This window comes from Citrobacter sp. CK191, from assembly GCF_030333435.1.
Lineage (GTDB): Bacteria > Pseudomonadota > Gammaproteobacteria > Enterobacterales > Enterobacteriaceae > Citrobacter_B > Citrobacter_B koseri.
Window position 1 is genome coordinate 372,893 of the sequence record NZ_JAOWFX010000031.1, and the last position, 21,690, is coordinate 394,582.

At 53.9% G+C, this 21,690-nt stretch carries 26 protein-coding genes; 5 read left to right on the forward strand and 21 right to left on the reverse strand.

What is annotated here, in order from left to right; genetic code table 11:
- Positions 1-7: 7 nt before the first annotated feature.
- From sbmC to OGV82_RS13300, 3 genes are all read left to right on the forward strand, one after another.
- Complete coding sequence (gene sbmC / locus OGV82_RS13290) at positions 8-475, forward strand: DNA gyrase inhibitor SbmC (protein ID WP_012131750.1); 468 nt, start codon at positions 8-10, stop codon at positions 473-475.
- Between the two features lie 143 nt (positions 476-618).
- Entirely contained in the window at positions 619-1,677 is a 1,059-nt protein-coding gene (locus tag OGV82_RS13295; RefSeq protein WP_012131751.1) for an FUSC family protein, read from the forward strand.
- 172 nt (positions 1,678-1,849) lie between these two features.
- A complete protein-coding gene (locus OGV82_RS13300) occupies positions 1,850-2,185 on the forward strand; it encodes a DUF496 family protein (RefSeq protein WP_024130204.1) in 336 nt (111 codons plus the stop codon).
- Between the two features lie 33 nt (positions 2,186-2,218).
- Here the strand turns inward: OGV82_RS13300 and OGV82_RS13305 are convergent, their stop codons facing one another.
- From OGV82_RS13305 to pduA, 21 genes are all read right to left on the reverse strand, one after another.
- Positions 2,219-3,085 (reverse strand): GHMP family kinase ATP-binding protein, encoded by an 867-nt coding sequence (locus tag OGV82_RS13305; protein WP_047462679.1) that lies wholly within the window; start codon positions 3,083-3,085, stop codon positions 2,219-2,221.
- Positions 3,086-3,177: 92 nt separating this feature from the next.
- Positions 3,178-4,392: an acetate/propionate family kinase gene (locus OGV82_RS13310; RefSeq protein ID WP_047462682.1), complete on the reverse strand. Its 1,215-nt coding sequence runs from the start codon at positions 4,390-4,392 to the stop codon at positions 3,178-3,180.
- On the reverse strand, positions 4,377-4,829 hold the full coding sequence (gene pduV / locus OGV82_RS13315) for a EutP/PduV family microcompartment system protein (protein ID WP_012131755.1): 453 nt from the start codon (positions 4,827-4,829) through the stop codon (positions 4,377-4,379). Before pduV ends, OGV82_RS13310 begins: the two co-directional genes overlap by 16 nt.
- 4 nt (positions 4,830-4,833) lie before the next feature.
- Positions 4,834-5,184 carry a propanediol utilization microcompartment protein PduU gene (pduU, locus tag OGV82_RS13320; protein ID WP_047462685.1) on the reverse strand — a complete coding sequence of 117 codons (351 nt, stop codon included), beginning with the start codon at positions 5,182-5,184 and terminating at the stop codon, positions 4,834-4,836.
- Positions 5,184-5,738: a propanediol utilization microcompartment protein PduT gene (gene pduT, locus OGV82_RS13325; protein ID WP_047462688.1), complete on the reverse strand. Its 555-nt coding sequence runs from the start codon at positions 5,736-5,738 to the stop codon at positions 5,184-5,186. The genes pduU and pduT overlap by 1 nt, the downstream gene beginning before the upstream one ends.
- Positions 5,739-5,740: 2 nt before the next feature.
- Positions 5,741-7,096 (reverse strand): 4Fe-4S dicluster domain-containing protein, encoded by a 1,356-nt coding sequence (locus tag OGV82_RS13330; RefSeq protein ID WP_101743971.1) that lies wholly within the window; start codon positions 7,094-7,096, stop codon positions 5,741-5,743.
- Positions 7,093-8,205: a 1-propanol dehydrogenase PduQ gene (locus tag OGV82_RS13335; RefSeq protein WP_047462690.1), complete on the reverse strand. Its 1,113-nt coding sequence runs from the start codon at positions 8,203-8,205 to the stop codon at positions 7,093-7,095. Before OGV82_RS13335 ends, OGV82_RS13330 begins: the two co-directional genes overlap by 4 nt.
- A gap of 10 nt (positions 8,206-8,215) precedes the next feature.
- Complete coding sequence (gene pduP / locus OGV82_RS13340; protein ID WP_047462692.1) at positions 8,216-9,601, reverse strand: CoA-acylating propionaldehyde dehydrogenase PduP; 1,386 nt, start codon at positions 9,599-9,601, stop codon at positions 8,216-8,218.
- On the reverse strand, positions 9,598-10,605 hold the full coding sequence (gene pduO, locus OGV82_RS13345) for a two-domain cob(I)yrinic acid a,c-diamide adenosyltransferase PduO (protein ID WP_047462694.1): 1,008 nt from the start codon (positions 10,603-10,605) through the stop codon (positions 9,598-9,600). The genes pduP and pduO overlap by 4 nt, the downstream gene beginning before the upstream one ends.
- Positions 10,606-10,615: 10 nt before the next feature.
- Positions 10,616-10,891, reverse strand: a complete 276-nt coding sequence (locus OGV82_RS13350; RefSeq protein WP_047462697.1) for a EutN/CcmL family microcompartment protein — start codon at positions 10,889-10,891, stop codon at positions 10,616-10,618.
- Positions 10,892-10,894: 3 nt separating this feature from the next.
- Positions 10,895-11,386 (reverse strand): microcompartment protein PduM, encoded by a 492-nt coding sequence (gene pduM / locus OGV82_RS13355; protein ID WP_047462698.1) that lies wholly within the window; start codon positions 11,384-11,386, stop codon positions 10,895-10,897.
- Complete coding sequence (locus tag OGV82_RS13360; RefSeq protein WP_012131764.1) at positions 11,383-12,015, reverse strand: phosphate propanoyltransferase; 633 nt, start codon at positions 12,013-12,015, stop codon at positions 11,383-11,385. Before OGV82_RS13360 ends, pduM begins: the two co-directional genes overlap by 4 nt.
- A gap of 11 nt (positions 12,016-12,026) precedes the next feature.
- Positions 12,027-12,491: a BMC domain-containing protein gene (locus OGV82_RS13365; RefSeq protein ID WP_047462701.1), complete on the reverse strand. Its 465-nt coding sequence runs from the start codon at positions 12,489-12,491 to the stop codon at positions 12,027-12,029.
- A gap of 24 nt (positions 12,492-12,515) precedes the next feature.
- Complete coding sequence (gene pduJ / locus OGV82_RS13370) at positions 12,516-12,791, reverse strand: propanediol utilization microcompartment protein PduJ (RefSeq protein ID WP_004853788.1); 276 nt, start codon at positions 12,789-12,791, stop codon at positions 12,516-12,518.
- Positions 12,792-12,810: 19 nt separating this feature from the next.
- Positions 12,811-13,161, reverse strand: a complete 351-nt coding sequence (locus OGV82_RS13375; RefSeq protein ID WP_047462708.1) for a glycerol dehydratase reactivase beta/small subunit family protein — start codon at positions 13,159-13,161, stop codon at positions 12,811-12,813.
- A complete protein-coding gene (locus OGV82_RS13380; protein ID WP_047462712.1) occupies positions 13,151-14,983 on the reverse strand; it encodes a diol dehydratase reactivase subunit alpha in 1,833 nt (610 codons plus the stop codon). Before OGV82_RS13380 ends, OGV82_RS13375 begins: the two co-directional genes overlap by 11 nt.
- Positions 14,984-14,998: 15 nt before the next feature.
- Positions 14,999-15,517 carry a propanediol dehydratase small subunit PduE gene (pduE, locus tag OGV82_RS13385; RefSeq protein ID WP_012131768.1) on the reverse strand — a complete coding sequence of 173 codons (519 nt, stop codon included), beginning with the start codon at positions 15,515-15,517 and terminating at the stop codon, positions 14,999-15,001.
- 14 nt (positions 15,518-15,531) lie between these two features.
- Entirely contained in the window at positions 15,532-16,206 is a 675-nt protein-coding gene (gene pduD, locus OGV82_RS13390) for a propanediol dehydratase medium subunit PduD (protein WP_047462718.1), read from the reverse strand.
- Between the two features lie 10 nt (positions 16,207-16,216).
- Entirely contained in the window at positions 16,217-17,881 is a 1,665-nt protein-coding gene (pduC, locus tag OGV82_RS13395; protein ID WP_047462720.1) for a propanediol dehydratase large subunit PduC, read from the reverse strand.
- 18 nt (positions 17,882-17,899) lie between these two features.
- Positions 17,900-18,712 (reverse strand): propanediol utilization microcompartment protein PduB, encoded by an 813-nt coding sequence (gene pduB / locus OGV82_RS13400; RefSeq protein WP_012131771.1) that lies wholly within the window; start codon positions 18,710-18,712, stop codon positions 17,900-17,902.
- A complete protein-coding gene (pduA, locus tag OGV82_RS13405) occupies positions 18,709-18,993 on the reverse strand; it encodes a propanediol utilization microcompartment protein PduA (protein ID WP_001183618.1) in 285 nt (94 codons plus the stop codon). The genes pduB and pduA overlap by 4 nt, the downstream gene beginning before the upstream one ends.
- A gap of 523 nt (positions 18,994-19,516) precedes the next feature.
- Between pduA and pduF the strand changes: the two genes are divergently transcribed.
- Positions 19,517-20,326: a propanediol diffusion facilitator PduF gene (gene pduF / locus OGV82_RS13410; protein ID WP_047462725.1), complete on the forward strand. Its 810-nt coding sequence runs from the start codon at positions 19,517-19,519 to the stop codon at positions 20,324-20,326.
- Positions 20,327-20,531: 205 nt separating this feature from the next.
- Complete coding sequence (pocR, locus tag OGV82_RS13415; protein WP_047462728.1) at positions 20,532-21,443, forward strand: transcriptional regulator PocR; 912 nt, start codon at positions 20,532-20,534, stop codon at positions 21,441-21,443.
- The last annotated feature ends 247 nt before the right edge of the window (positions 21,444-21,690 follow it).

The window sequence follows — 21,690 nt, forward strand, 5'->3', positions numbered from 1 at the left end:
AGGCAGTATGGACTACGAAATCAGGCAGGCAGAGAAGCGTAATATCGCCGGTTTTCACATGGTCGGCCCGTGGGAAAAAACGGTGAAGCAAGGTTTTGAACAACTCATGATGTGGGTTGACGGGAATCAGGTTGTTCCGCTCGAATGGATCGCGGTTTACTACGATAATCCAGATGAGGTTCCGGCGGAAAAACTCCGCTGCGATACGGTGGTGTCTGTCCCGGATAATTTCACCATTCCGAAAAATAGCGAAGGCGTCATCCTGACGGAGATCGCCGGCGGGCAGTATGCGACAGCGGTGGCGCGCGTTGAGAATCATGATTTCGCGACGCCCTGGTATCAGTTCTTCAATAGCCTGTTACAGGACAATCACTACCAGATAGCGGCTAAACCGTGTTTTGAGGTCTATCTTAACAATGGAACGGAAGACGGGTACTGGGACATTGAAATGTATGTACCCGTACAGTCGAAATAGCCCTGTGTAAATTGTACGCAGTACCCGGCGGATAGGCGTCGTGACGGGGCAGTTTACGTGCGAGTCCTGTCCGCTATGGTGATATTTTCGCTGCAAAAGCGGGTACAATTCGTTTTTTGGTCATTTCCAGACGGAGTGCGTGAGTGCGGGCCGATAAATCGCTGAGTCCCTTTGAAATTCGTTTATATCGCCATTATCGTGTTGTACACGGCATTCGCATTGCGCTGGCGTTTATTCTCACTTTCCTGCTGGTTCGACTGTTCAACATCCCGGAAGGCACCTGGCCGCTGATCACACTGGTCGTCATTATGGGGCCGATCTCCTTTTGGGGGAACGTGGTTCCCCGTGCGTTTGAGCGCATCGGCGGCACGATTCTGGGGTCGGTATTAGGTCTTGTAGCGTTACGTCTGGAGCTTTTTTCCCTCCCGCTGATGTTGATCTGGTGCGCTGCGGCAATGTTCTTGTGCGGTTGGCTGGCGTTAGGGAAAAAGCCGTATCAGGCTCTGTTGATCGGCATCACGCTCGCCGTGGTGGTAGGCGCGCCGGCAGGCGACATGAACACGGCATTGTGGCGCGGCGGGGATGTTATTTTAGGTTCGCTGCTGGCGATGCTGTTCACCGGCATCTGGCCGCAACGCGCATTTTTACACTGGCGCATTCAGATGGCGCATTGTGTGACGGCGTACAATCGGGTCTATCAGGCCGCGTTGTCGCCAAATTTGTTAGAGCGTCCCCGGCTGGAGAAGCATTTACAGAAACTGCTGAGCGACGTCGTCAAAATGCGTGGGCTGATTACGCCAGCCAGTAAAGAAACCCGCATTCAAAAGTCGATATTCGAAGCGATTCAAACCGTGAACCGCAATCTGGTCTGTATGCTTGAGCTGCAAATTAATGCACACTGGGCATCTCGTGCCAGCCATTTTGTGATGCTGAATGCGCACACGCTGCGCGAAACGCAGCAAATGACGCAGCAAACGTTACTCACCATCGCCCATGCGCTGTTCGAAGGCAACCCGCAACCGGTACTGGCAAACACGGAAAAACTCAATGAGATTGTCGCGGAGCTGCGCCAGTTGATAAACGAGCATCATGGCAATACCGTGGCTGAAACGCCTATTCATGGCTATGTTTGGCTAAGTATGGAGACGGCGCGGCAACTGGAGCTGCTCTCCCATTTGATCTGCCGGGCATTGCGCAAATAAAAAGCAGATGACGCTCGTGATTCGGCTGCTGCTTCGATTCAGCACCGATTAAGGGTATGATACTGAAAAAGGATAAAACCATTGTCATCTGCAACGGCTAAAAGTAATGTTTACCCTAACGTATAGCGGTTGCTTAAACGAATCCGAATCTCACATTATCAGGGGTGTAAAAATGGAAACCAACAAGCCTTCTTTCCAGGACGTACTGGAATTTGTTCGTCTGTTCCGCCGTAAGAACAAACTGCAACGTGAAATCCAGGACGTTGAGAAAAAGATCCGTGACAACCAGAAGCGTGTTCTGCTGCTGGACAACCTGAGCGATTACATCAAGCCAGGTATGAGCGTTGAAGCGATCCAGGGCATCATCGCCAGCATGAAGAGCGACTATGAGGACCGCGTTGATGATTACATCATCAAAAACGCAGAAATTTCTAAAGAACGCCGCGACATTTCTAAAAAGCTGAAAGCGATGGGCGAAATGAAAAACGGCGACGCAAAAGCAGAGTAACAGCCTGTGGCAGTGGGGAACGCCGCGTGTTCCTCACTGTAATTCAACCCCGCCAGTGACCATCTTCAGCAAATGCTGATCGGGCCAGTGTTCCGTCAGTTTTCGTTGTGCGAGTTCCCACTTAATATGGTCAACGTCATGGCGCTGCCTGTCCAGCATCAGCCCGACAACGCTTCCGCTGTGCGCCACATTCAGACCGTATAAATCACATGCTTCCACCAGCGCCAGCAGGGCATCAAAGCCTGGCTTTGGTAACAGTTGTTGGCTGGCGATAGCGCTGAGCGTGGCGGCTTCCCCCATCCGACGAGGGTTTTGCGTTATGCAGGCTTCCTGCACTCTTTCCCATGCCTGCTGCAACATCGCTGCCCCCGCATGCAGACGTTCCAGTCTGGGGATGCGGTGATAATCCGCCGTGCGCAACGTTATTGGGCTTTCGAGGACTAAAAGATCAAGCTGTGGTTGCGCTTCACAAGCCATTTGCGTAGAGGCGTCATTGTGATCGAAAAGCGTCAGTTGACGGAAAATGGTGCTGTCGGTGGGTTCAAGCGAAACACACAGATGTGCAAGCGTGGGTTCATCCAGCGTATGCCCCAGATGGTGTGCGGTTGCGACCGCCGTTGCCGCGATATCTGCGGTACTGCTGGCCATCCCTTTGGCGACGGGAATGGTGGAATGCACTGCGATCCGAATCTCCTGGCTCCACTGCGCAGGGTAGCGCCAGTATTCCAGTAGCCGATTGACCATTGCGCGTGAAAGGGGACGCTCATCCGCAAGGGGAGCGCCCGAGCTTACTTCCACTGTGCTGTACCATTCGACAGGGCAGGAGACCAGTTTCTCACTGCCCAGAATCCAGCCCTGGATAAGTTCTCCGCATGACGCGGGGCATTGCGCAACAGCCACGTTTTCACCTTTCTGGTCAGCAATCCTCGGCGCATAGTGTCACGGCGATTGCGCTATTACCATGATTTTCCGCAAGTTGCAGTCGGGCAAAATCAGGCGGAAACGCCAAATGTGACCTTGTCACTTAACGCAATCCGCATCACATCTTGTGCGATCATAAGCTCTTCATTGGTATTAATGACCGCCACTTTCACCACTGCGTTTTCTGCCTGAATAAACGTAGCGTTGCGCAGGTTTTTTTCCTCATCAATACTCAGCCCCAGGAAATGCAGATTATGGCAGACTGCCGCTCTGGCACGGGCGGAGTTTTCGCCGATTCCACCGGTAAAAATGAGCGCATCCAGACCGCCCATTTGCATGATATAACTGCCGATTGTCGCGCGAATGCGCTCAGCGAATAGCGTAAGCGCAAGCGCCGCCCGGCGATTTCCGCCATCGGCGGCCTGCTCAACGTCGCGGTAATCATGCGAAACGCCGGAAATGCCCAGCAGCCCCGACTCATTGTTTAATAAATAATTAAGCTGCTGGGGCGTCTTCCCTTCACGTTCTGCAATCCAGGGCAGAATGGAGGGATCGATGTCTCCGCTACGGGTTCCCATCATCACGCCTGATTGCGGCGTAAATCCCATTGATGTATTGATGGATTGCCCCCCTTTGATAGCGCAAATGCTGCTGCCATTACCCAGATGACAGCAAATAACGCGTAAGGCGCTGAGCGGGATGCCCAGTCTTTCAGCTAATGCCGTGCTGACATATTTATGGCTGGTACCGTGAAAACCATAGCGGCGAATACCCAGCTCGGTGTAATAACGCCAGGGCAGAGGGTAAATATAGGCCGACTCGTCCAGCGTCTGATGAAAGGCGGTATCGAATACGGCCACAGAAGGCGTTGAGGGTAACAACTGGCGAAAAATATGAATACCGAGCACGTTAACTGGGTTATGCAACGGGGCCAGTTCGGCAAGGCGCTCAATTTGAGCGAGCGTTTCATCGGTCACGCGCGCCGAATCCTTAAAGAACTCTCCGCCGTGCGCCACGCGATGACCCACGCCGTCAATATCCTGTAAGGTATTAATGATGTGATGACTGAGGAGCTTATCCAGCAGCAGGGTAACGGCTTCGCGGTGATCGGCGATGGGGGCCGTTTCCTGCCATTTTTGCGCGGATGTTTTCATTGTGACTCTGGCGTTCGCCATTCCGATACGTTCGATTAATCCCTGGCAGATCATTTCGCCCTGCGGCATTGCCAGCAACTGGAATTTTAGCGACGAGCTACCGGCGTTAATCGCCATTATTTTGTGAGACATAAGGGTTCCTTAGCACTCAGAAAAACAAACATTTCATCAATCCCGGATTTCATCAGCGCGCTGGTGACAAAAATTTTCTGCGCACCGGCTTGAATCAGCCAGTTTTCCACGCATGAGATACGTGACGAATCCGCCAAATCAGATTTGGTGACGATCCCGATAACGGGTCTGTTCATTGGGCCGGTAAAACCGGGGGAGAAGGGCGACCACGGCGCATCGGCATTAAGAACCAGCGCGATAATGTCGGCTTCACAGGCGCTTGCCAGCAGCGCGCTATACAGACAGCGGTTCTCCAGATATTCGCCTGGCGTATCGATCGTGCCGGGCGACCAGACAATAGCCTGTGTTTTCTGGTAATGAAGCGCTTCGCCGTTCAGACTCTGTGTAAGAGAGGTTTTCCCGCACTGGCTGGGGCCGATTAACATAATGCGTTTCATGGCGTTATGTCCGGGTAATTGGGCAGGCGGTAAAACGCATCATTTCTCCCAATGTTCTGGTCACCTGATTTAACGCATACTCGACGGCTGAGACATCGCCGGTCAGCACGACGGCCCCGGTGAAACGGTCAAGAAAACCAATCTCGACCGCGCCGGATTTGGTGGCGATATCGCAGGCAATAATCGAGGCTTCGCTGGGCGTAATGGTCAGGATCCCAATAGCGGACACCGCATCCGGCAGACCCAGTTTTTTAAAGAGATCTTTGCCGGGGTTAGCAATCAGATGCGCCAGCGTCACCTGTTTCCCGGGAACATACTCCTGAATCATGCGTTCCGTTGTCGGTTGCTTTTCCATTATCCCTCCACGATCTGTCGCCACATGGCTTCATGCGGACGGGGGATCACGGCGCGGTAAACCAGCAGTCCTTTTTCGCCTGCGCTTTCACTGGCTACCGTAACGGCGTTGTTGACATCGGAGACATCGCCTGCCACCACCATGTAACATTTTCCGCCAATACCGAACGCCATATGGACACGCACCAGCGTCACGTTGGAGGCTTTAACGGCGCGATCGGCGGCACTGATACAGGCTGCTACGCTCCAGGTTTCCACGATCCCTACGGCCTGACGTTGATCAACGCTGTTCAACCCGCTGACCGCAGGCAGCACGCTGGCATGAATATTCGATAGCACCAGACTATCCACGAGCATGTCTGCGGCCAGCGATGTGCCCGTTTCGATGGCCTGCTGTACCGCACCGACATCGCCGCCCAGCATCAGTAAAAATTTACCCGGACAGATTGTTTTACTGACCAGTAAATTGACGCTGGCGCTTTTCAGCATGGCATCGCCTGCTTCCATTCCTTTAGCGATGCTGGTGAGTTCTAAAATACCTATAGCCTGAGACATGGTTAACCTCTTACAACCGTGATGGCGTGTTCAGTAATGTCGCTGACAATGCCGTCAATACTGGCGTGAACGGGAGCGCCTAACGCGCCAGATGGCATATCGGCGACACACTGCCCACGGACAACGCGTTCACCTTTTTGTACGCAGGGAACGGCGCTGGCGCCAATATGCTGACGCAAGAGCAGCGTCGTTTTGTCTGTTGAAGGGGCGACGTCCGTTAACGGCGCGTCGTGATACCAGTCGCTGAGCCCCAGTTTGGTAATCAATCGCTTAACCGGCACCAGCCGATATTTCGCCATTTCATCGGCGGGATTCAGCGGGCCTTCGTAACGAAGGTTTTGCGCCCGTAGCTCATGTTTCAGCATACGGTTAATGCGCATGGGGGAGATCCCCACCGGGCATGCCACGCTTTCGCAAACGTTGCATTCTGAACACGTCAGCGCGCTAAGCAGGAGTTGCGGTGTCGCGGCCTGTTGATAGTTCACCGCACGTACCAGTAAATGGGGAGATAACTCATGGCCGATCAAATGCCTGGGGCATAAATCAGTACATAACCGGCATTGCTCGCAAACGGTTTTTGCAACAGACAAAACGGTGCGTTCATCCTGCATTCGTCGCTGAATCAAGGGATGGGTTTTTGGTAACACCAACAGGCCGCCGGTGGTCTTTGTCACCGGTGAATCCAGCGATGTCACCAGGCTTCCCATCATAGGGCCGCCGTTAATCAATCCAGGGTCATCAACGGTGGCGCCGCCTGCAAGCGCTAAAACGTCGCGTAAAGACATACCGACAGGAACGGTGACGGTCAGCGGCCTTGCAACCGCGCCGTTAACGGTAAGAGTGCGGCGCGTTACGGGATACTGTTGTTCTACCGCACGGGCGATATTCAGTACGGTCTGAACATTATTGACCACCACGCCGACGCTCACCGGTAACGCCGCAGGCGGAACGCGTCGGCCTGTCGCCATCCAGATGGTCAGCACTTCGTCCCCGGCCGGGTAGACATCCGGTAAAATATGCAGCCTGATACTGGAAGGTAGCAGGGGGGTTAATGCCTCAATCGCATCGCGGTATTTTTCTTTTAACGCAATAATTCCCTCGCGTGCGCCGGTTGCCTTCATGGCGTACTGCACGCCGCGAATCAGGCGCGCGGGCTGCTGCGCCATTAATTGCTGATCAACCTTGAGCATCGGTTCACATTCAGCAGCATTAACCAAAAAGATCTCAACCTGCGCCTGTAGTTTGACGTGGGCGGGAAAACCCGCCCCCCCGGCGCCAACCACGCCCGCAGCACGTACTCGATCGCGTATGGTTTGCGCATCATAGCTATCCTGTTCAATGGCGCTGACGGTATTCATGACAACGCCTCAAGAAGTTCCCGGATCGCGCTGGCATCGGCGGTACGCGGGTTGGTTCTTAACGTCACATCAGCCAGCGCCGCCTGAACCATGATCGGGATTCGTTGTGAATACGCCTGTCGTCCCTCTTTAAGCGCCTGGGCGAATGAAGGGATTGCACACTGTGTTTTGAGCTGCTCAATCTGATGAATCAGCGCATTGAGGCATGACGTCTCGTTTGCGCTGGCGGGGCAGAGTTGACAGGCTTTCGCGAGTCTTGCGTATCGTTTTGCCGCCCGAGGATCGTGGGCGTTAAAGCGGATGACCGATGTCAGCAGCAGCGCATTGGCAAGCCCGTGCGGCAGATGAAACTGGCCGCCTAACTGATGGGCAATAGCATGGTTCAGCCCCAGTCCAGCTTGGCTAAACGCCATTCCCGCCAGCGTTGAGGCGTTGTGCATCTTCCCACGGGTAGCCAGACAATCCCCTTTCCTGACCGCAACGGGCAGATACTGAAAGACGATTTGCGCGGCTTTTTCCGCCAGCGCGTCAGTGAAGTCGCTGGCGTGCGGAGACACATATGCTTCAAGCGCATGCGTCAGGACGTCCATCCCCGTGTTGGCGGTAATATTTGCCGGAACGGTGACAACCAGCGTCGGGTCGAGAATAGCCATATCTGGATACAACGCTTTATTAAATAACGGATATTTAATGCCCTTTTCTGGATCGCTAATGACGCATGCGCTGGTGACTTCGGAACCGGTGCCACTGGTGGTGGGAATTGCAACACAGGTTTCAATTTCGATGCCGAACTGACGGCTGAACCAGACGATGGCTTTTGCCGCGTCGAGCGCCGATCCCCCGCCAAAGCCGATGACCACATCCGGTCGCAGGGCATGCATTTGCGCAATACCTTGCACTACCGTACCGATGGTAGGGTCCGGGGTGATGTCGCTGAATATGCTGATGCGATTATCCGTTGGAAGGGCGTCGCGCAGCGTATTGATCAGCGGTGATTGCGCCAGAAATCCATCACAGATAATCCAGATATGCCGGTTTGTAAAACGCGTCAGCACATCCAGACTTCCTCTGCCACTGTACAATCGGGTTGGTAGTGAAAACGTATTCATAACGACCTCATTAGCGAATTGAAAAGCCGTTGGTCAGTACGCAGCGACGGGAACGGGCAAATGTGCGTGCCGAGGTTGTCCCTTCGCCGGTCGGGGTGGCGATGGTAAAGGTGGTAAACCCTTCGCCGCCAACGCCGATACCGGCATAGGAAGGGCCGTTTTTCACAAAAATAGAGGTCTGTAAGGTGCGCGCCGCCAGATTCAGGCGAGAGACATTCTGCGAGTGCATAATGGCGGTATGGTGCAGGCCTTCTTCAACGTTTAGCGCCAGTGCCAGCGCGCTGTCGAAATTATCGACCTTCACGACGGGTAGCATTGGCATCAACTGTTCGCTGGTTACCCACGGATCGTCGGCACTGACGATACCGATAAGCAAACGCGGCGGTTTTGCGGGAACGGGAATACCGGCGGCTTCCAGCATGGCGGCCGGGCTTTTCCCGACCAGTTTTTTATTCGCGTGACCTTCCGGGAGGCAGACGGCGCGTAATTTATCGATATCCGCAGCGTTTAACAGCAATGCGCCGAAAGCCTGCATTTGCTGAACCAGGCGCTCAGCGACGCTCTCCACGACAATCAGACTTTTTTCTGCGATGCAGGGCAGGTTGTAATCGAACGCTGCGCCGTTGATGATATCTTCGGCCGCTTTGACGATATCGGCGGTCTCATCAACGATACAGGGCGGATTGCCCGCCCCGGCGCCAATGACCTTTTTACCGCTTTTCATTCCCATCGCAACAATGCCGGGGCCGCCAGTAATAGCCAGCACCGCAATATTGGGATGCGCCATCATTTGCTGGGTTGCCTCAAAAGTCGGTTCTGCGACAGTGACGACCAGATTGCGGATGCCGCAGCAGCGGAAAGCGATATCTTCGATCATGCCGATCAATTTGAGTGAGACGTTTTTCGCGCCAGGATGCGGGCTGAAATAAACGCTGTTGCCCGCAGCCAGCATACTAATGCTGTTGTTAATAATGGTTTCGGTAGGGTTGGTGCTGGGCGCGACGGAACCAATGACGCCGAACGGTGAATATTCAAACAGCACCATGCCGCCATCGCCGGTGAGGGCCGTGGTTGTCAAATCCTCAATGCCTGGCGTGTTATCCAGCGCGGCTTTGTTTTTAAGGAATTTATCTTCTTTGTTCCCCATCCCCGTTTCCGCTGCGCTCTCCGCCGCCAGCGTGGCAAGATGCGGCGTAAGCTCCTGGCGCAGGGCGCTGATAATGGCGCTGCGCGTTTTGAGCGGACACTGCTGATAACGTAAGAAAGCCTGATGCGCCGCGTCTACCGCTTCGCCGACGGACTGAAAAATACCGTGTCCTTGCGTTTCGGACTGCGCAGGCGCCAACTGTTCGCTTAAAATATTACGGATGAGGGTTTCCAGTTCAGAAGTATTCATTGATGTGTTCTCACGTTAATTGCCGCTATGGCGGCTTGTGCAATATCCATGTCCTGTTCAACGCTCCCGCCGCTGATGCCAAGACCCCCAATGAGCAGACCATCACGCCATAACGCGAATCCGCCGCCAAAAGTGACGACTTTCCCCTGCATATGGCTTTCCAGACCGTAGAGCGAAGCGCCCGGCTGAACGGCGCAAGCCAGTTCGTGGGTGGCTGTTTTCATAGCGACGGCGGTCCAGGCTTTTTTCGGCGCCAGTTCACTGCTCACCAGCAGAGCGTCCGGCATACGCCAGGTCACGGTTTCGGTGCCATTGGCATCCACAATGCTGACGACCACAGGAATCTGAAGCGCCTCCGCCCGCGCCACCGCTGAACGAGTTAACTGATGAAGCTCGTGAAAAGAGAGGGCCATAGAGGGCTCCTTGACGACAGAGGCCGGGTTTGAGGCCAGGTAGCGCTCAGTGACCTCCCGAATGATGTTGCTCTGATGAGCGTCATGATCTTCGGCGCGCGCCAGCGCATACAGGCAATCAGATAAGCGGTTGATGTAGCGCATCAGGACGTGCCTGACGCTGGCGGTTGCCGACAGCTCGACCAGACGTCTTTCAGCCCGGCGGGCAAGCGTGCGGGCAAAGTGCAGGCGACTCGCGGCTTCGCAACGGCCAGGTAAAATAAAACTGTGTAAAGGCGTAACGCGTCCCATCGCGGTATCAATAGCCGCTTCAAGCGCGGCAATATCTTCCGCGCTGATATAGCGCTGCTCCGGCGACGGCTGCTCGCTTTCGCTGGCGAGTTCGGCGCTAAACCAGAATATCTGCATCTGAATAGATTCGAGCAACGTGCGGTGTTGCGCGCAGGTTGTGGCGCAAACGCATAAACTTAGCGCTGCATTGAGTTCATCCAGCGTGCCGTAGGTTTCGACGCGCGGATGCGTTTTACTGACCCGTTGGCCGGTAAATAAGGCCGTAGTGCCGGTATCTCCTGTTCGGGTATAAATCGCCATCATCCGCTCCTTAATGAGAAAGCGTGTCTACGATGCCGACAATGGCCAGATCGATGGCCTCGTTCGGGCTGGAAAAAACATGTCTGGCGCTGGAGCCGCTGCTGAGTAAAACCAGTTCACCCACGCCAGCGCCGACGGAATCGACGGCAACCTCATCTCCGGTAATGGGCGGGTCGGGAAGCTCTCCATCGGCACTTACCCGACGTACCAGCAAAAGTTTTTTCCCAACCAGAGAGGGCGATTTTTGCGTGGATACCACCGCGCCTGTGACTCGTGCCAGATGCATGGTTCACTCCTGCTTAATAAGTTGAATATTACGCGCGCTGGCGGCTTCACGGGCCAGAGCGGTGACGACACAGCGACGACGCAGCACCAGTAATTGCCCCGCGAGTAGGGCGACGTCGGCGTAACTCAAAAGAGTGGTCGGATGCAGGCAGATTGTTTGCCCTCGTTCATCGACCAGCCTGATGGGCAGACGCGCCAGCTTTTTCACCGGCAGCGACGGCAACAGGCGATGGTGCAGGGATATCTGTAGACGAATACCTGATGCCAGTGCGTCATGGACTTTCTTCGCTACAGGGTCGTCAGCATCCTGCTCTGCGATATACGTCAGCGAAGGCAGATCCGCCTGCACAATATGCAGCGCCGCATACTGACAAAACAGCGCGCGGGAATCGGCCTCCCGCAGTTGCGAAATACTGAGCGTGGCCGTGCTTTCCGCCCGACGCTGCAAGCGGGAGATGACCTCCTCAATAATGCGCTGCAACATCTCGCCGTTCATCGCGGTGTAACCAGAGTGGCAAACGCGTCCGGGCTGTCGGCGCCTGCGGCATTGGCTTCGTCTGTGTCGATGTGCATTTCAAGACGCATATCCGCAGAGACGCGAATCGCGACGTTGTCGAAAATTAGCCTGCGCGCATTGCCTTCAATAGCGACAGAAACTTTGTCGCCATGCGCAACGCGAAATATCAACGCATCAAGCGGCGACATATGAATGTGGCGTTGGGCGACAATCACGCCGGATGCGAGATCCAGCTCGGCGAAGGGGCTGACAAGACGAATGCCTGGCGTTCCTTTAAGGTCTCCCGACATGCGCAGCGGCGCAGCGATGCCCAATGTTCTGGCATCGGTGCGGGAAATCTCAACCTGGCTGGTACGGCGAAGGGGGCCGAGCAGGCGCACATTCTTTAGCTGACCTTTAGGGCCAATAAGCGTGACGGTCTGGTCGGCCGCATATTGCCCAGGCTGGAGCAGCGCTTTTTTCTCGCTGATTGGCTGACCAGGGAAAAGCCGGGCATAGTCTTCAGCGCTAAGATGGATATGACGGTTGGAAACACCCAGAGGAATAGGGCGCTCACGCATTTCATCCAGCACTTTGCTGACGGTTGTTTCCAGAAGCTGTTTATCCATTACGCTTTACCTCACTTACCTGAATGCAGGCAGAGTGACCGGGGCTCGCCTTTTTGCCGCTTACAGGCAGGGTCAAGACAGAGATTGCAACTGACCATTCCGGCTTCGGGTTCTGCTTCCGGTACTGACTCTTCTACAACCACGACGTCAGGTTCAGATTCAGGTTCTGTTTCAGGTTCCGGGGCTGGCATGGGCGCGGGCGGAATAACCGTCGCGCGGGAAAGAATCCCCTCCCCAGGCCTGGCGATAACTTTATGGGCGATCAGCCCCTGTTGTTGATCGGCAAAACTGGCACCGGTGATGATGGCGGACTGCACGGAGGCCACATCACCGGTGATTTTGATCACCGTCCAGCCAGAACCGTTGGTTCTCTCAAGCCCCACCAGCGTGATGGAAGCGGCTTTCGCCATGACATCCGCGCAACTGATGGCTAATGCCAGACCACTAACTTCAAGTAATCCCAGTGATTGCTTCACGCTGTGCTCCTTGGTTGCGGCCGTTTAGGCTGACTTGGGTAAAATGGCCTCAACGTCGCTGTGCGGACGTGGAATGACGTGGCAAGATTTCACCTCGCCCACGGCGCTTGCTGCGGCGCTTCCCGCATCGACTGCCGCTTTAACCGCGCCAACATCACCGCGAACCATAACGGTGACCAGGCCGGAGCCGATTTTTTCATAGCCCACCAGTTGCACGTTGGCGGACTTCACCATGGCGTCAGCGGCTTCGATAGCGCCGACTAACCCTTTTGTTTCAACCAGTCCCAGTGCGTTGTTCATACTGCGATTCTCCTGTTGCTTAGGTATTCAGATCCCGAAAGGGGATCCCTTTGACTAACCTTGCCGCGTTGTTACCAGCACTTCGCCGGGCATGGCTGTCCTGGTGATACATCAGCGTAAAAAGCGGCGCTGATGCGGGTAAATTCTTGTAATGCACAACCAGCTTTTCTTTGTCGCAGGCTATGCCGACGAGTAGCGGAGACCGACGCGCCGCCTGCCAGGCACAATGGGTCACGTCACCGTCAGTCTGCGTCTGGATAACAAAGGGGATGCCTTCTTCTTCAATACCGAGAAGCACCTCTTTCCAGACCGCGATACCGTCATTGATGGTCGAAATAACGATAGCCGGGGTACTGGCGTTACTGTCCATGCGCGAACTCCTTATGCCAGGAGAGAATCAGCCCGGTTGCGACTGCATTTCTCGGGCCTTCTGTGCCGCGAATGTTTCCGCGACCGGCCACCAGGCGATAGTGCGCCAGCGCATCGGTGACGAGTTGCGGGATCTCGAAATCCAGAGACGATCCGCCAACCAGCACGACAAAAGGAATGTCACGAATGTTGCCGGTCGGGCTGACCTGGCGCAGCGCGCGCAGGGCGTTAGTGACGAAAACCCGCTCTTTGGCGCTGCGGCGAATGGCGCGTACTTTTTCCAGCGCTAAATCGCCGGGTAATGGAACCAGTTCATCGGGTTTCACCACACATACGCGGGCAAATACGGCTGGCGGCAGCGGGGTGGGGAAAAACTGGACGCTGCCATCTTCGTGACGCAGATGAAAAAGGCTTTCCACCTTCGCGAGTGGATACTTTTTAATCTCTTCTGCCAGATAGCGGTCATCCAGACCCAGCTCACGGGCAATAATCATCGTGACCATATCGCCAGCCCCTGCGAGGTGGGTGGCAATGATCTCCCCTTTGGGATTGATGATGGAGGCATCTGTCGAACCTGCGCCCAAATCGAGAATCGCCAGCGGACGCGTGGTGCCGGGAGTCGTCAACGCGCCTAAAATCGCCGCTTCAGCCTCAGCACCGCCAACCTGAACGTCAACACTCAGCTTTTGTTTGATTTCGCGGGCGATCATCGCCATTTGCAGACGGTCGGATTTCACCATTGAGGCGATGCCCACGGCCTGCTCCAGAGAAAATTCGCCTGCCAGCCCGCCGGTAACGCTCACCGGAACGGAAGTATCGACAGCCAGCAAATCCTGAATGAAGATCTCGTTGCTGGGCTTATTGGTCAGTTCCGCCATGGTCTGGCGTACATGTTCCAGCATGCCGCCAATATTGGTGCCTGCTTCGCCGGTCACGTTGTCCAGCTTGCGGCATTCGCCCACCGCTTTCATGATGGCTTCAGCACCGGCGGCAACATCTACACGGAGCGTGCGTCCCTGAGAAAGCAGTTCCAGATTCCCGGCGGGAATGGCGCGTGCTTTGACATCCCCTGACGGCGTTTTCACGACGACGGCGGAGCGATTGCCAATCAGCGCGCGCGCCATAGGGACGATATTTTTAGTTTCTTCGGCATTAAGGCCGAAAACCGTGGCAATACCGTAAGGGTTAGAGAGCGTTTCAATCACTTTCCCTGGTACGGCAACCTCAATTGCGGCCAGCATGCCCAGCGGAATCCGGTCGATATAGAGCACTTCATCGACGATCGGTAAAGGCTGTTCCAGGCGGTTGCTGACCAGGACGCCGTCGTCTTGCTGCAAAATGACGCCGGTGAGTTGATATCCGGCGCGTACGGAGGCGTTAATTATGGTGGCGACATCGGCGAAGTCGAACACCGATGACACGACCAGGATATAAGGCGTATCCGCCGGGCGGGTTAATAACTCTTGCGGCGTAATGGTCACTCCCACACCCAGACCGACCCCGCCTGGGGTTTTAGGGTTGTGGCCGATCATTGTGGACTCGGTAATGATGGTTTCCGTGATGGTTTCCATCGCGACATCGCCAATGACCGGTGTGGCTTCGTTGATGCGGATAAGCGAAATATCGCTGACATTGATGCCTGCGTTTTTTGCCGCAAGCGTAAGCGCCTCCTGAATACCAAACACATTTCGTAATGTGCCTTTAATTCCGGTGGTTTCCGCCAGCGCGCTGCCGGTAATGGTCAGCGCGCCGGCCTCATCCAGCCGCGCCAGCGCGACTTCTGTTGATGAGTTGCCAATATCAATGCCAGCTATGTATCGCATCGTATTTCCCTAAAATTAATCGTCACCTTTGAGTTTTTTACGCTCGACGTATAACGTTGCCGCTTCACGCACGAAAGCTGCGCAAATCTTCGCCTGATAGCGATTTTCCAGATCGTCTGCGATAGCCATCAGCTCTTCTTTCGTCGAGCGGTATGGACGCAGGGCGTTGTAAATTTCAAGGATTCGATCGTCCGGTACGGCGGTCAGTTCCGCTGCGCGCTCAAAGTTCATCGCCAGGCGGTCACGTCCGGCATCTCTGGCGATAGCCGCCTGAATGCGCAGCGTATCCGGCGTGATGCGCATATCCTGTGCGGTCACTTTGTCGCTGAGGACGTTTTCCAGCGTGAATTCATCCAGCGTTTTATTGGTGGCGGTTTTTACCCATTCTGGATGTTTATTCGCCAGCGGATAATCCGTCACTTTTGCGGTATGCGTTGATGCGCTTGCTGCGGCCGGAGCAGGTGCGTTGCCCTGCAAGCTGTTCATGCGGCTCAACACGTCCCGAACCATCGATTCAATTGCGTCGGTATTCATGGAGGTATCCTTTGTTAAAGCGCCACGCGCAGTTCCTGCGGGTTTTTGCCCGTCACGACATACTTCGTCTCTTTAATGTGCAGAATGGCGGATTTCGCCTGGTACTTCGGGCGCGCCATTTGGTCATTTAAGGTCGGAACCGGTTGTGGTGACTCACGCTTCGCATAGCGCGCGGCGTTCTTGCCAATCTGACGATACGTTTCCAGCGTCAGCAGCGGCGCCTGAGGGAATAACTCCAGATTGGAGAGCGGCGGCAGCCCTTGCTGATGAATAACGGTAGTGCCTTTTGACTGAATACCGATTGAAATGCCGGAGCCACTGAGGCGGTTGCCTTCAACGGCGACGAACGCCACATCAGAGGATTTAAAGCAGCGGATCACGCGGGCTTTAATGCCTTCTTCTTCAATACCGGCGATCACTTCACGCAGGATATTTTTGTGCGGCAAGCCGACGATATTCACGGTCTGCGACAGGCCAAATGCCGGGCCCACGGCAATGATCACTTCATCCTGCTGCGTACCTTGTCTGGCCTCGCCAATTTCCGTCAGAAAACCGTCGCCTTGCGGCGCTGTGGTTTGCGGCGAAGTTGATGCTGTCGGTGCGCGAAAGGAGACGGGCTTATCGCTGGTTTGCATTTCGGACAGCACGTCTTCGATTATCTGGCGCAGCAGCTTTTCATTAATTTCCATTTTTCACCCCTTAGCCAAGTTCGTTGGGATCGAGTGCGCCAGGGATGTTTTTAATCTCTTCCCAGCGTTCGCCTTGCAGGCGATAACCTGTTGCCGGACCGGCATAATCGTTGACGTCATTCACCGCAGAGAGCACCTGCCCGTCGCCGACGATAATGGCGGAGGTATGCAGATAGTCTCCGGTTAACTTGGCTTTCTGGATGTTGAGCATGTCTTGCGCGACGTCGGTGAAACCGCCTTTTGCAAGGGCTTTCACCACTTCCAGACCGTTACGGTTTTTGTTGATGATCTCTTGCGCGAACTTGATGTCTTCGACGATGTTACGTTCAGGCATATCTTTCGAGCCGTGAGCGTAGGTTGCGGCTTCAACCTCTTCATCGGTAATCGGCGGCAGCCCCATTCCGGCAAACACGGCTTGCAGCGCGCGCGCGGCTTTATTACGGATGGCGATAACGTCTTCTTCGCGAACCGGACGCAGACCACCGTCCACTTTCAGGTCACGCTGGATAACGTTGTAGTCGTCGAAGTCCTCCGCATCTTCGTTTGAACCGGCAAACATGTTGTCGTAGTTCGGTACGGCGGAATAACCCGAGGAGATGAAGTCAGTACCCGGCAGGAACTGCATCAGCAGACGCGCGGTACGACGCATATCGGAGTGGGTGAAGGTCTGGTCGTTACTGGAGGCGCATTCCAGATCCAGCGCGGAGCAGATCAGGTTTTCCGCCAGTACGGCGCGAATGCCTGACGGTACGGCGGAAGGAACGCCGATGCAGCTGACAGAACCGTTCTGTAGACCCTGAACGCCTGCGGCTTTGGTGATATAGATACAGCGGGCTTCCAGATAGAGCATTGATTTGCCTTCAGCATAGCCCATCTGTACTTCGGAACCCGACCCCGAGGTAAAGCGCATTTTCAGGCCGCGAGAGGCATAGGAAGAGGCGAGGAAGCCTTTTGACCAGGGGGTATCGTCGCCATCAGTAAAGACCGGTTCAGTACCATAGACGGAAATGGTTTCGGCGTAGCAGGTGTGGCCCAGCATACCGAGCTTCAGTTCGGTGGCTTCTTCCAGTGAACACTGCGTTAATACGCCTGGGCGACCGACCTGGGAACCCACCAGCAGAGCGATAGCATTGAACGGGGCGTAGCGCGCAACCGCAACCGTTGTCTCTTGCTCATCAAACCCACGCCACGCGCCTTCTGCGGCATCGGCGGCAATCTGAACCGGGTTGTCTTTCACGTTGGTGACATGCGCCTGCTGAGAAGGCGTGCGGCGGGCGCGCATTTTTTGCATCGCCATCATCATCTCTACCACGTTCATGTGTGAGACGACTTCAACGATTTTTGCTGGCGTCATCGCCGTGGTGAGCGGAACGATGTCGCTGCGTTTGACGTTTGGATCGCACAGCATATTGGCGAGTTTGACCGAGTCCATCGCCATCACTTCTTCCGCGCGCGCCAGGTTAATACCGTAACGGGCGATAAAGTGGTCGATCAGGTCAAATTCGCTGGCGGCTTTGCCGTCCAGCTCGGTGACCGCGCCGTTAACGATTTTAATCGACGGTTTGGGGTCGTTCGGGCTTTCCATCGCAATGAAGCCTTCTTCGATCCACTCCTTAACGAAGCCGTCCTGATTCACAGGGCGTTTCGCCAGTGCTTCAAATCTTTTCGATCTCATGAATCAGCCTCACGGATATCAGATGTAGGACGGACGATCGTTTTTCGGCGTCGCGCCGAGGGTCGACAGAACGGTTTTGCCGATTTCACGGGCTGAAATAACCGCCTGACGTACCGCACCGGAATCCCCGGAAATCACCAGAATGGCTTCGTTACTGAAGCTGGTGCCGTGTGCCGGAGAGCTGTAAGCCACGACCTCAACATTGGCGGATTTCAGCGCGGTATCCGCCATCAGTACGCCAACGGAGGCGGGGGCGCCGACAATCACGCCGCAGGCGCGGCCAATTGGCGCGCCAAAGGCTTTTTCAAGCGCATAGCTGGCGCGGGCGGTGTATTGCAGCTCGATATGTCCGGCTTCATTGGCGTATACGTCGCCGAACGTCCGGTCGAGTTCTTTCAGCGCAACTTCAATGCCGCGCTTCACGTCCGAAACATCATTGCCGCCTAAAATAATCAGCGAACCGTGGCCTGCGCCGCCTTTGGTATCGCGGGGAAGCTCAATGCTGACCACTTCGGTATTGGTCGCTTTTACTGCTTCATCGGCGGCCATAATGTGTGGGCCTGCGCCAGTTCGCGCGCCAAGGATTCCGATGGAGCGGTAGCGCTTTTCCAGCTTCATCGCTTCCAGTAAGGCACTGTCCACATTTGCGATCACCAGACCGACGGTGTCGCCAATCGCGGTGCCGACAAATTCCGTTAAACTGCAACTTTTCTCTGCCATAGCCGTCTCTCGTATTGGGTGGGTTTCTTCAGGAATGGCCGTTTGTTCTGGCGTTGCCACACGGGCAATCACCTGCGCCATGATCTGTTCCACCAGTTCATTGCTGCTCATTGGCTAATTCCCTTCGGTAAGATTTTTTCTACATCGGTATGAGGGCGTGGAATAACGTGTACGGCTTTCACTTCTCCCACGTTGCGTGCGGCAGCGGCGCCCGCATCGGTTGCCGCTTTTACTGCGCCAACGTCACCGCGAACGATGACCGTTACCAGCCCGGAGCCAATTTTTTCGTAGCCGACTAACATCACATTGGCTGACTTCACCATTGCGTCTGCGGCCTCTATGGCTGCGGTTAAGCCTTTGGTTTCTACCATTCCTAATGCTTCTTGTTGCATAAAGACCTCGCCTGGGTTGTCCCGATGTTGATGACTATAAAAAGAAGCGAGGAAAAAGAATGGCTGACTTGAAAAAGAGAATGAAAAAATAATGGGTGGTCAATAGCACTAAATTGCTGTGATTTTTTATAACTAGTTGAATTTAAAGGTTGGATGTGTTGTTTTTGATATGATTATTTCGTTTTCGCTATTCCATTTTTACATTTTGCAGGATGACAAAATAAATAACTTTTGCTACGCGAAAAATGGAATTGTGATATTTGTTTGAAAACGAATATCTGGTGATCGCAATTTTTTATTATTCCTAATCTGGCATTTTATTCGTTAGAGTACGCTCCATTATTGCCCTGGAGAATAAACAGAGAGCAATATTTTGCTATAGCAACACGATTTTTCGGGGCAGGTTAACGGCAGATTGCCAACAATTTACAGGTGCCGCTTTTTATAGTGATGCTCGTTGTACTCTACTGCCAGTACGGCGTTGTGCTGGTAAAGACACGAACTCTGCTTAGAAGGTGTCACAATGAACGATTCACTAAAAGCACAATGTATTGCCGAGTTTTTGGGCACCGGGCTGTTTTTGTTCTTTGGTATCGGTTGCCTGAGTGCATTAAAGGTTGCGGGTGCGAGTCTGGGGCTATGGGAGATCTGCATCATTTGGGGGCTTGGGATCTCGCTTGCCGTTTATCTCACGGCCGGGATATCGGGCGCGCACCTGAACCCGGCGATTACCATTGCGCTGTGGTTGTTTGCCTGTTTCCCAGGGCGAAAGGTCTTGCCTTATTCCATCGCTCAGGTTGCCGGAGCGTTCGGCGGCGCGCTGTTGGCCTATCTGCTCTACGGTAGCTTATTTACCGAGTTTGAAGCGGCGAACCATATGGTGCGCGGCAGCGTGGAGAGTCTGCAACTTGCCAGTATTTTCAGTACCTACCCGGCAGCCGCGCTGAGCGTATGGCAGGCGGCGCTGGTCGAAGTGGTCATTACCTCGATTCTGATGGGGATGATCATGGCGCTGACCGATGATGGCAATGGGGTTCCTAAAGGGCCGCTGGCGCCTTTGCTTATCGGTATTTTGGTTGCCGTTATCGGGGCGTCTACCGGGCCGCTTACGGGGTTTGCGATGAATCCGGCGCGTGATTTTGGTCCAAAATTATTCGCGTGGTTTGCCGGTTGGGGAGACATTGCCATGACCGGGGGGCGCGATATTCCTTATTTTATTGTGCCGATTATTGCGCCGATTGTCGGAGCTTGCGCCGGAGCTGCGGTTTATCGTTACCTGATTGGTAAAAATTTACCGTGCAATGCCTGTAAGCTGGAGGAAAATGGACGTTAACACGACGGGACGTATGTATTTTTGAAACACGTAAAATCATTTCGTGATCTGGTTTCACGAACTGGTCAAAACGTCTCCCACGGATGGGAGACTTTTGTTATTGTCCCTTATACTTTTTTATCACTAATACAGTATGGTGATGATGAAAGGTAAATGTGAAATAAATGTTCCATTTGCAACAATAAATTAACTGAGGGGTTTTATCATGATTTCTGCGAGTGCCCTGAACTCAGAACTCATTAATAAAATCGCACAGGATTTTGCACAAGCCACCAGTCTGGCGGTCGTGGTTGTCAATATTCACGGTGATGAAATTTCTGAGTTATTCAATTTCACGCCTTTTTGTCAGCTAATGCGTCAACATCCTCAACACAGTATTCGTTGCCGTATGAGCGATCGCTGCGGGGGACTGGAAGCGTCAAAATCAGATCAGCCCTGTATTTATCGTTGCCATGCCGGGCTAACCGATTTCTCCATTCCTTTGGTGATTGCCGGTCATCTGGTGGGGTTTGTGTTATGCGGTCAGGTACGTTTAAGCGATGATGTCGGACTGGTTGATATTCTTAATGTCGATGATCGCTGGCAGGCCGATCCTGAACTGTTGAATGAGTTCCGAAACGTCCCCGAAATGGACTACGCGCGGGTGATAGCCTCTGCGGATCTGCTGAAGCTGATTGTGGAAAATTGCCTTAAAAAACAACTTAATTTTGTTGTTATCAAAGACAATCCGCCGCAAGCGGAACCTACTCGTTCGCAACGTGGGCCCAATCCCCACGACAGCAAAATGAAGAAAGCGTTACGCTACATTGATGCGCATTTATCGGACGATCTTCGCCTTGAGGATGTCGCTTCTCACGTCTACCTCAGCCCGTACTACTTTAGTAAGTTATTCAAGAAATATCAGGGAATCGGTTTTAATGCCTGGGTAAACCAACAGCGCATGGCCAGCGCCAGAGAGCTGCTTTGTCACAGTGACTGGAGTATCGCCAGCATTGCACGTAATTTAGGCTTTTCTCAAACCAGTTATTTTTGCAAAGTGTTCCGTCAGACCTATCAGATCACGCCGCAGGCTTTCCGTCAGCAAATAAATGATAATTCGTCCGCCGAGTCTGCATAAATAGCAATATTTTGCTATTGCCGATTTTTGATATCGTATTGTATGTCAGTCATTATAAAATGAAAAAAACTATAGCAGAGCAATAAATTGTCATAGCGCAACAAAATAATGTTATCTGAAGGATAAACTGAGCCAGTTTTTATTTTTGTGATGAGATACAGTGTCATTATGAATAGGTTTCATTATTCTTTTGCGCAGTGTTTCATTCAAAACAGGCGTCATTACACCATTGCGTTGGCATAATGGC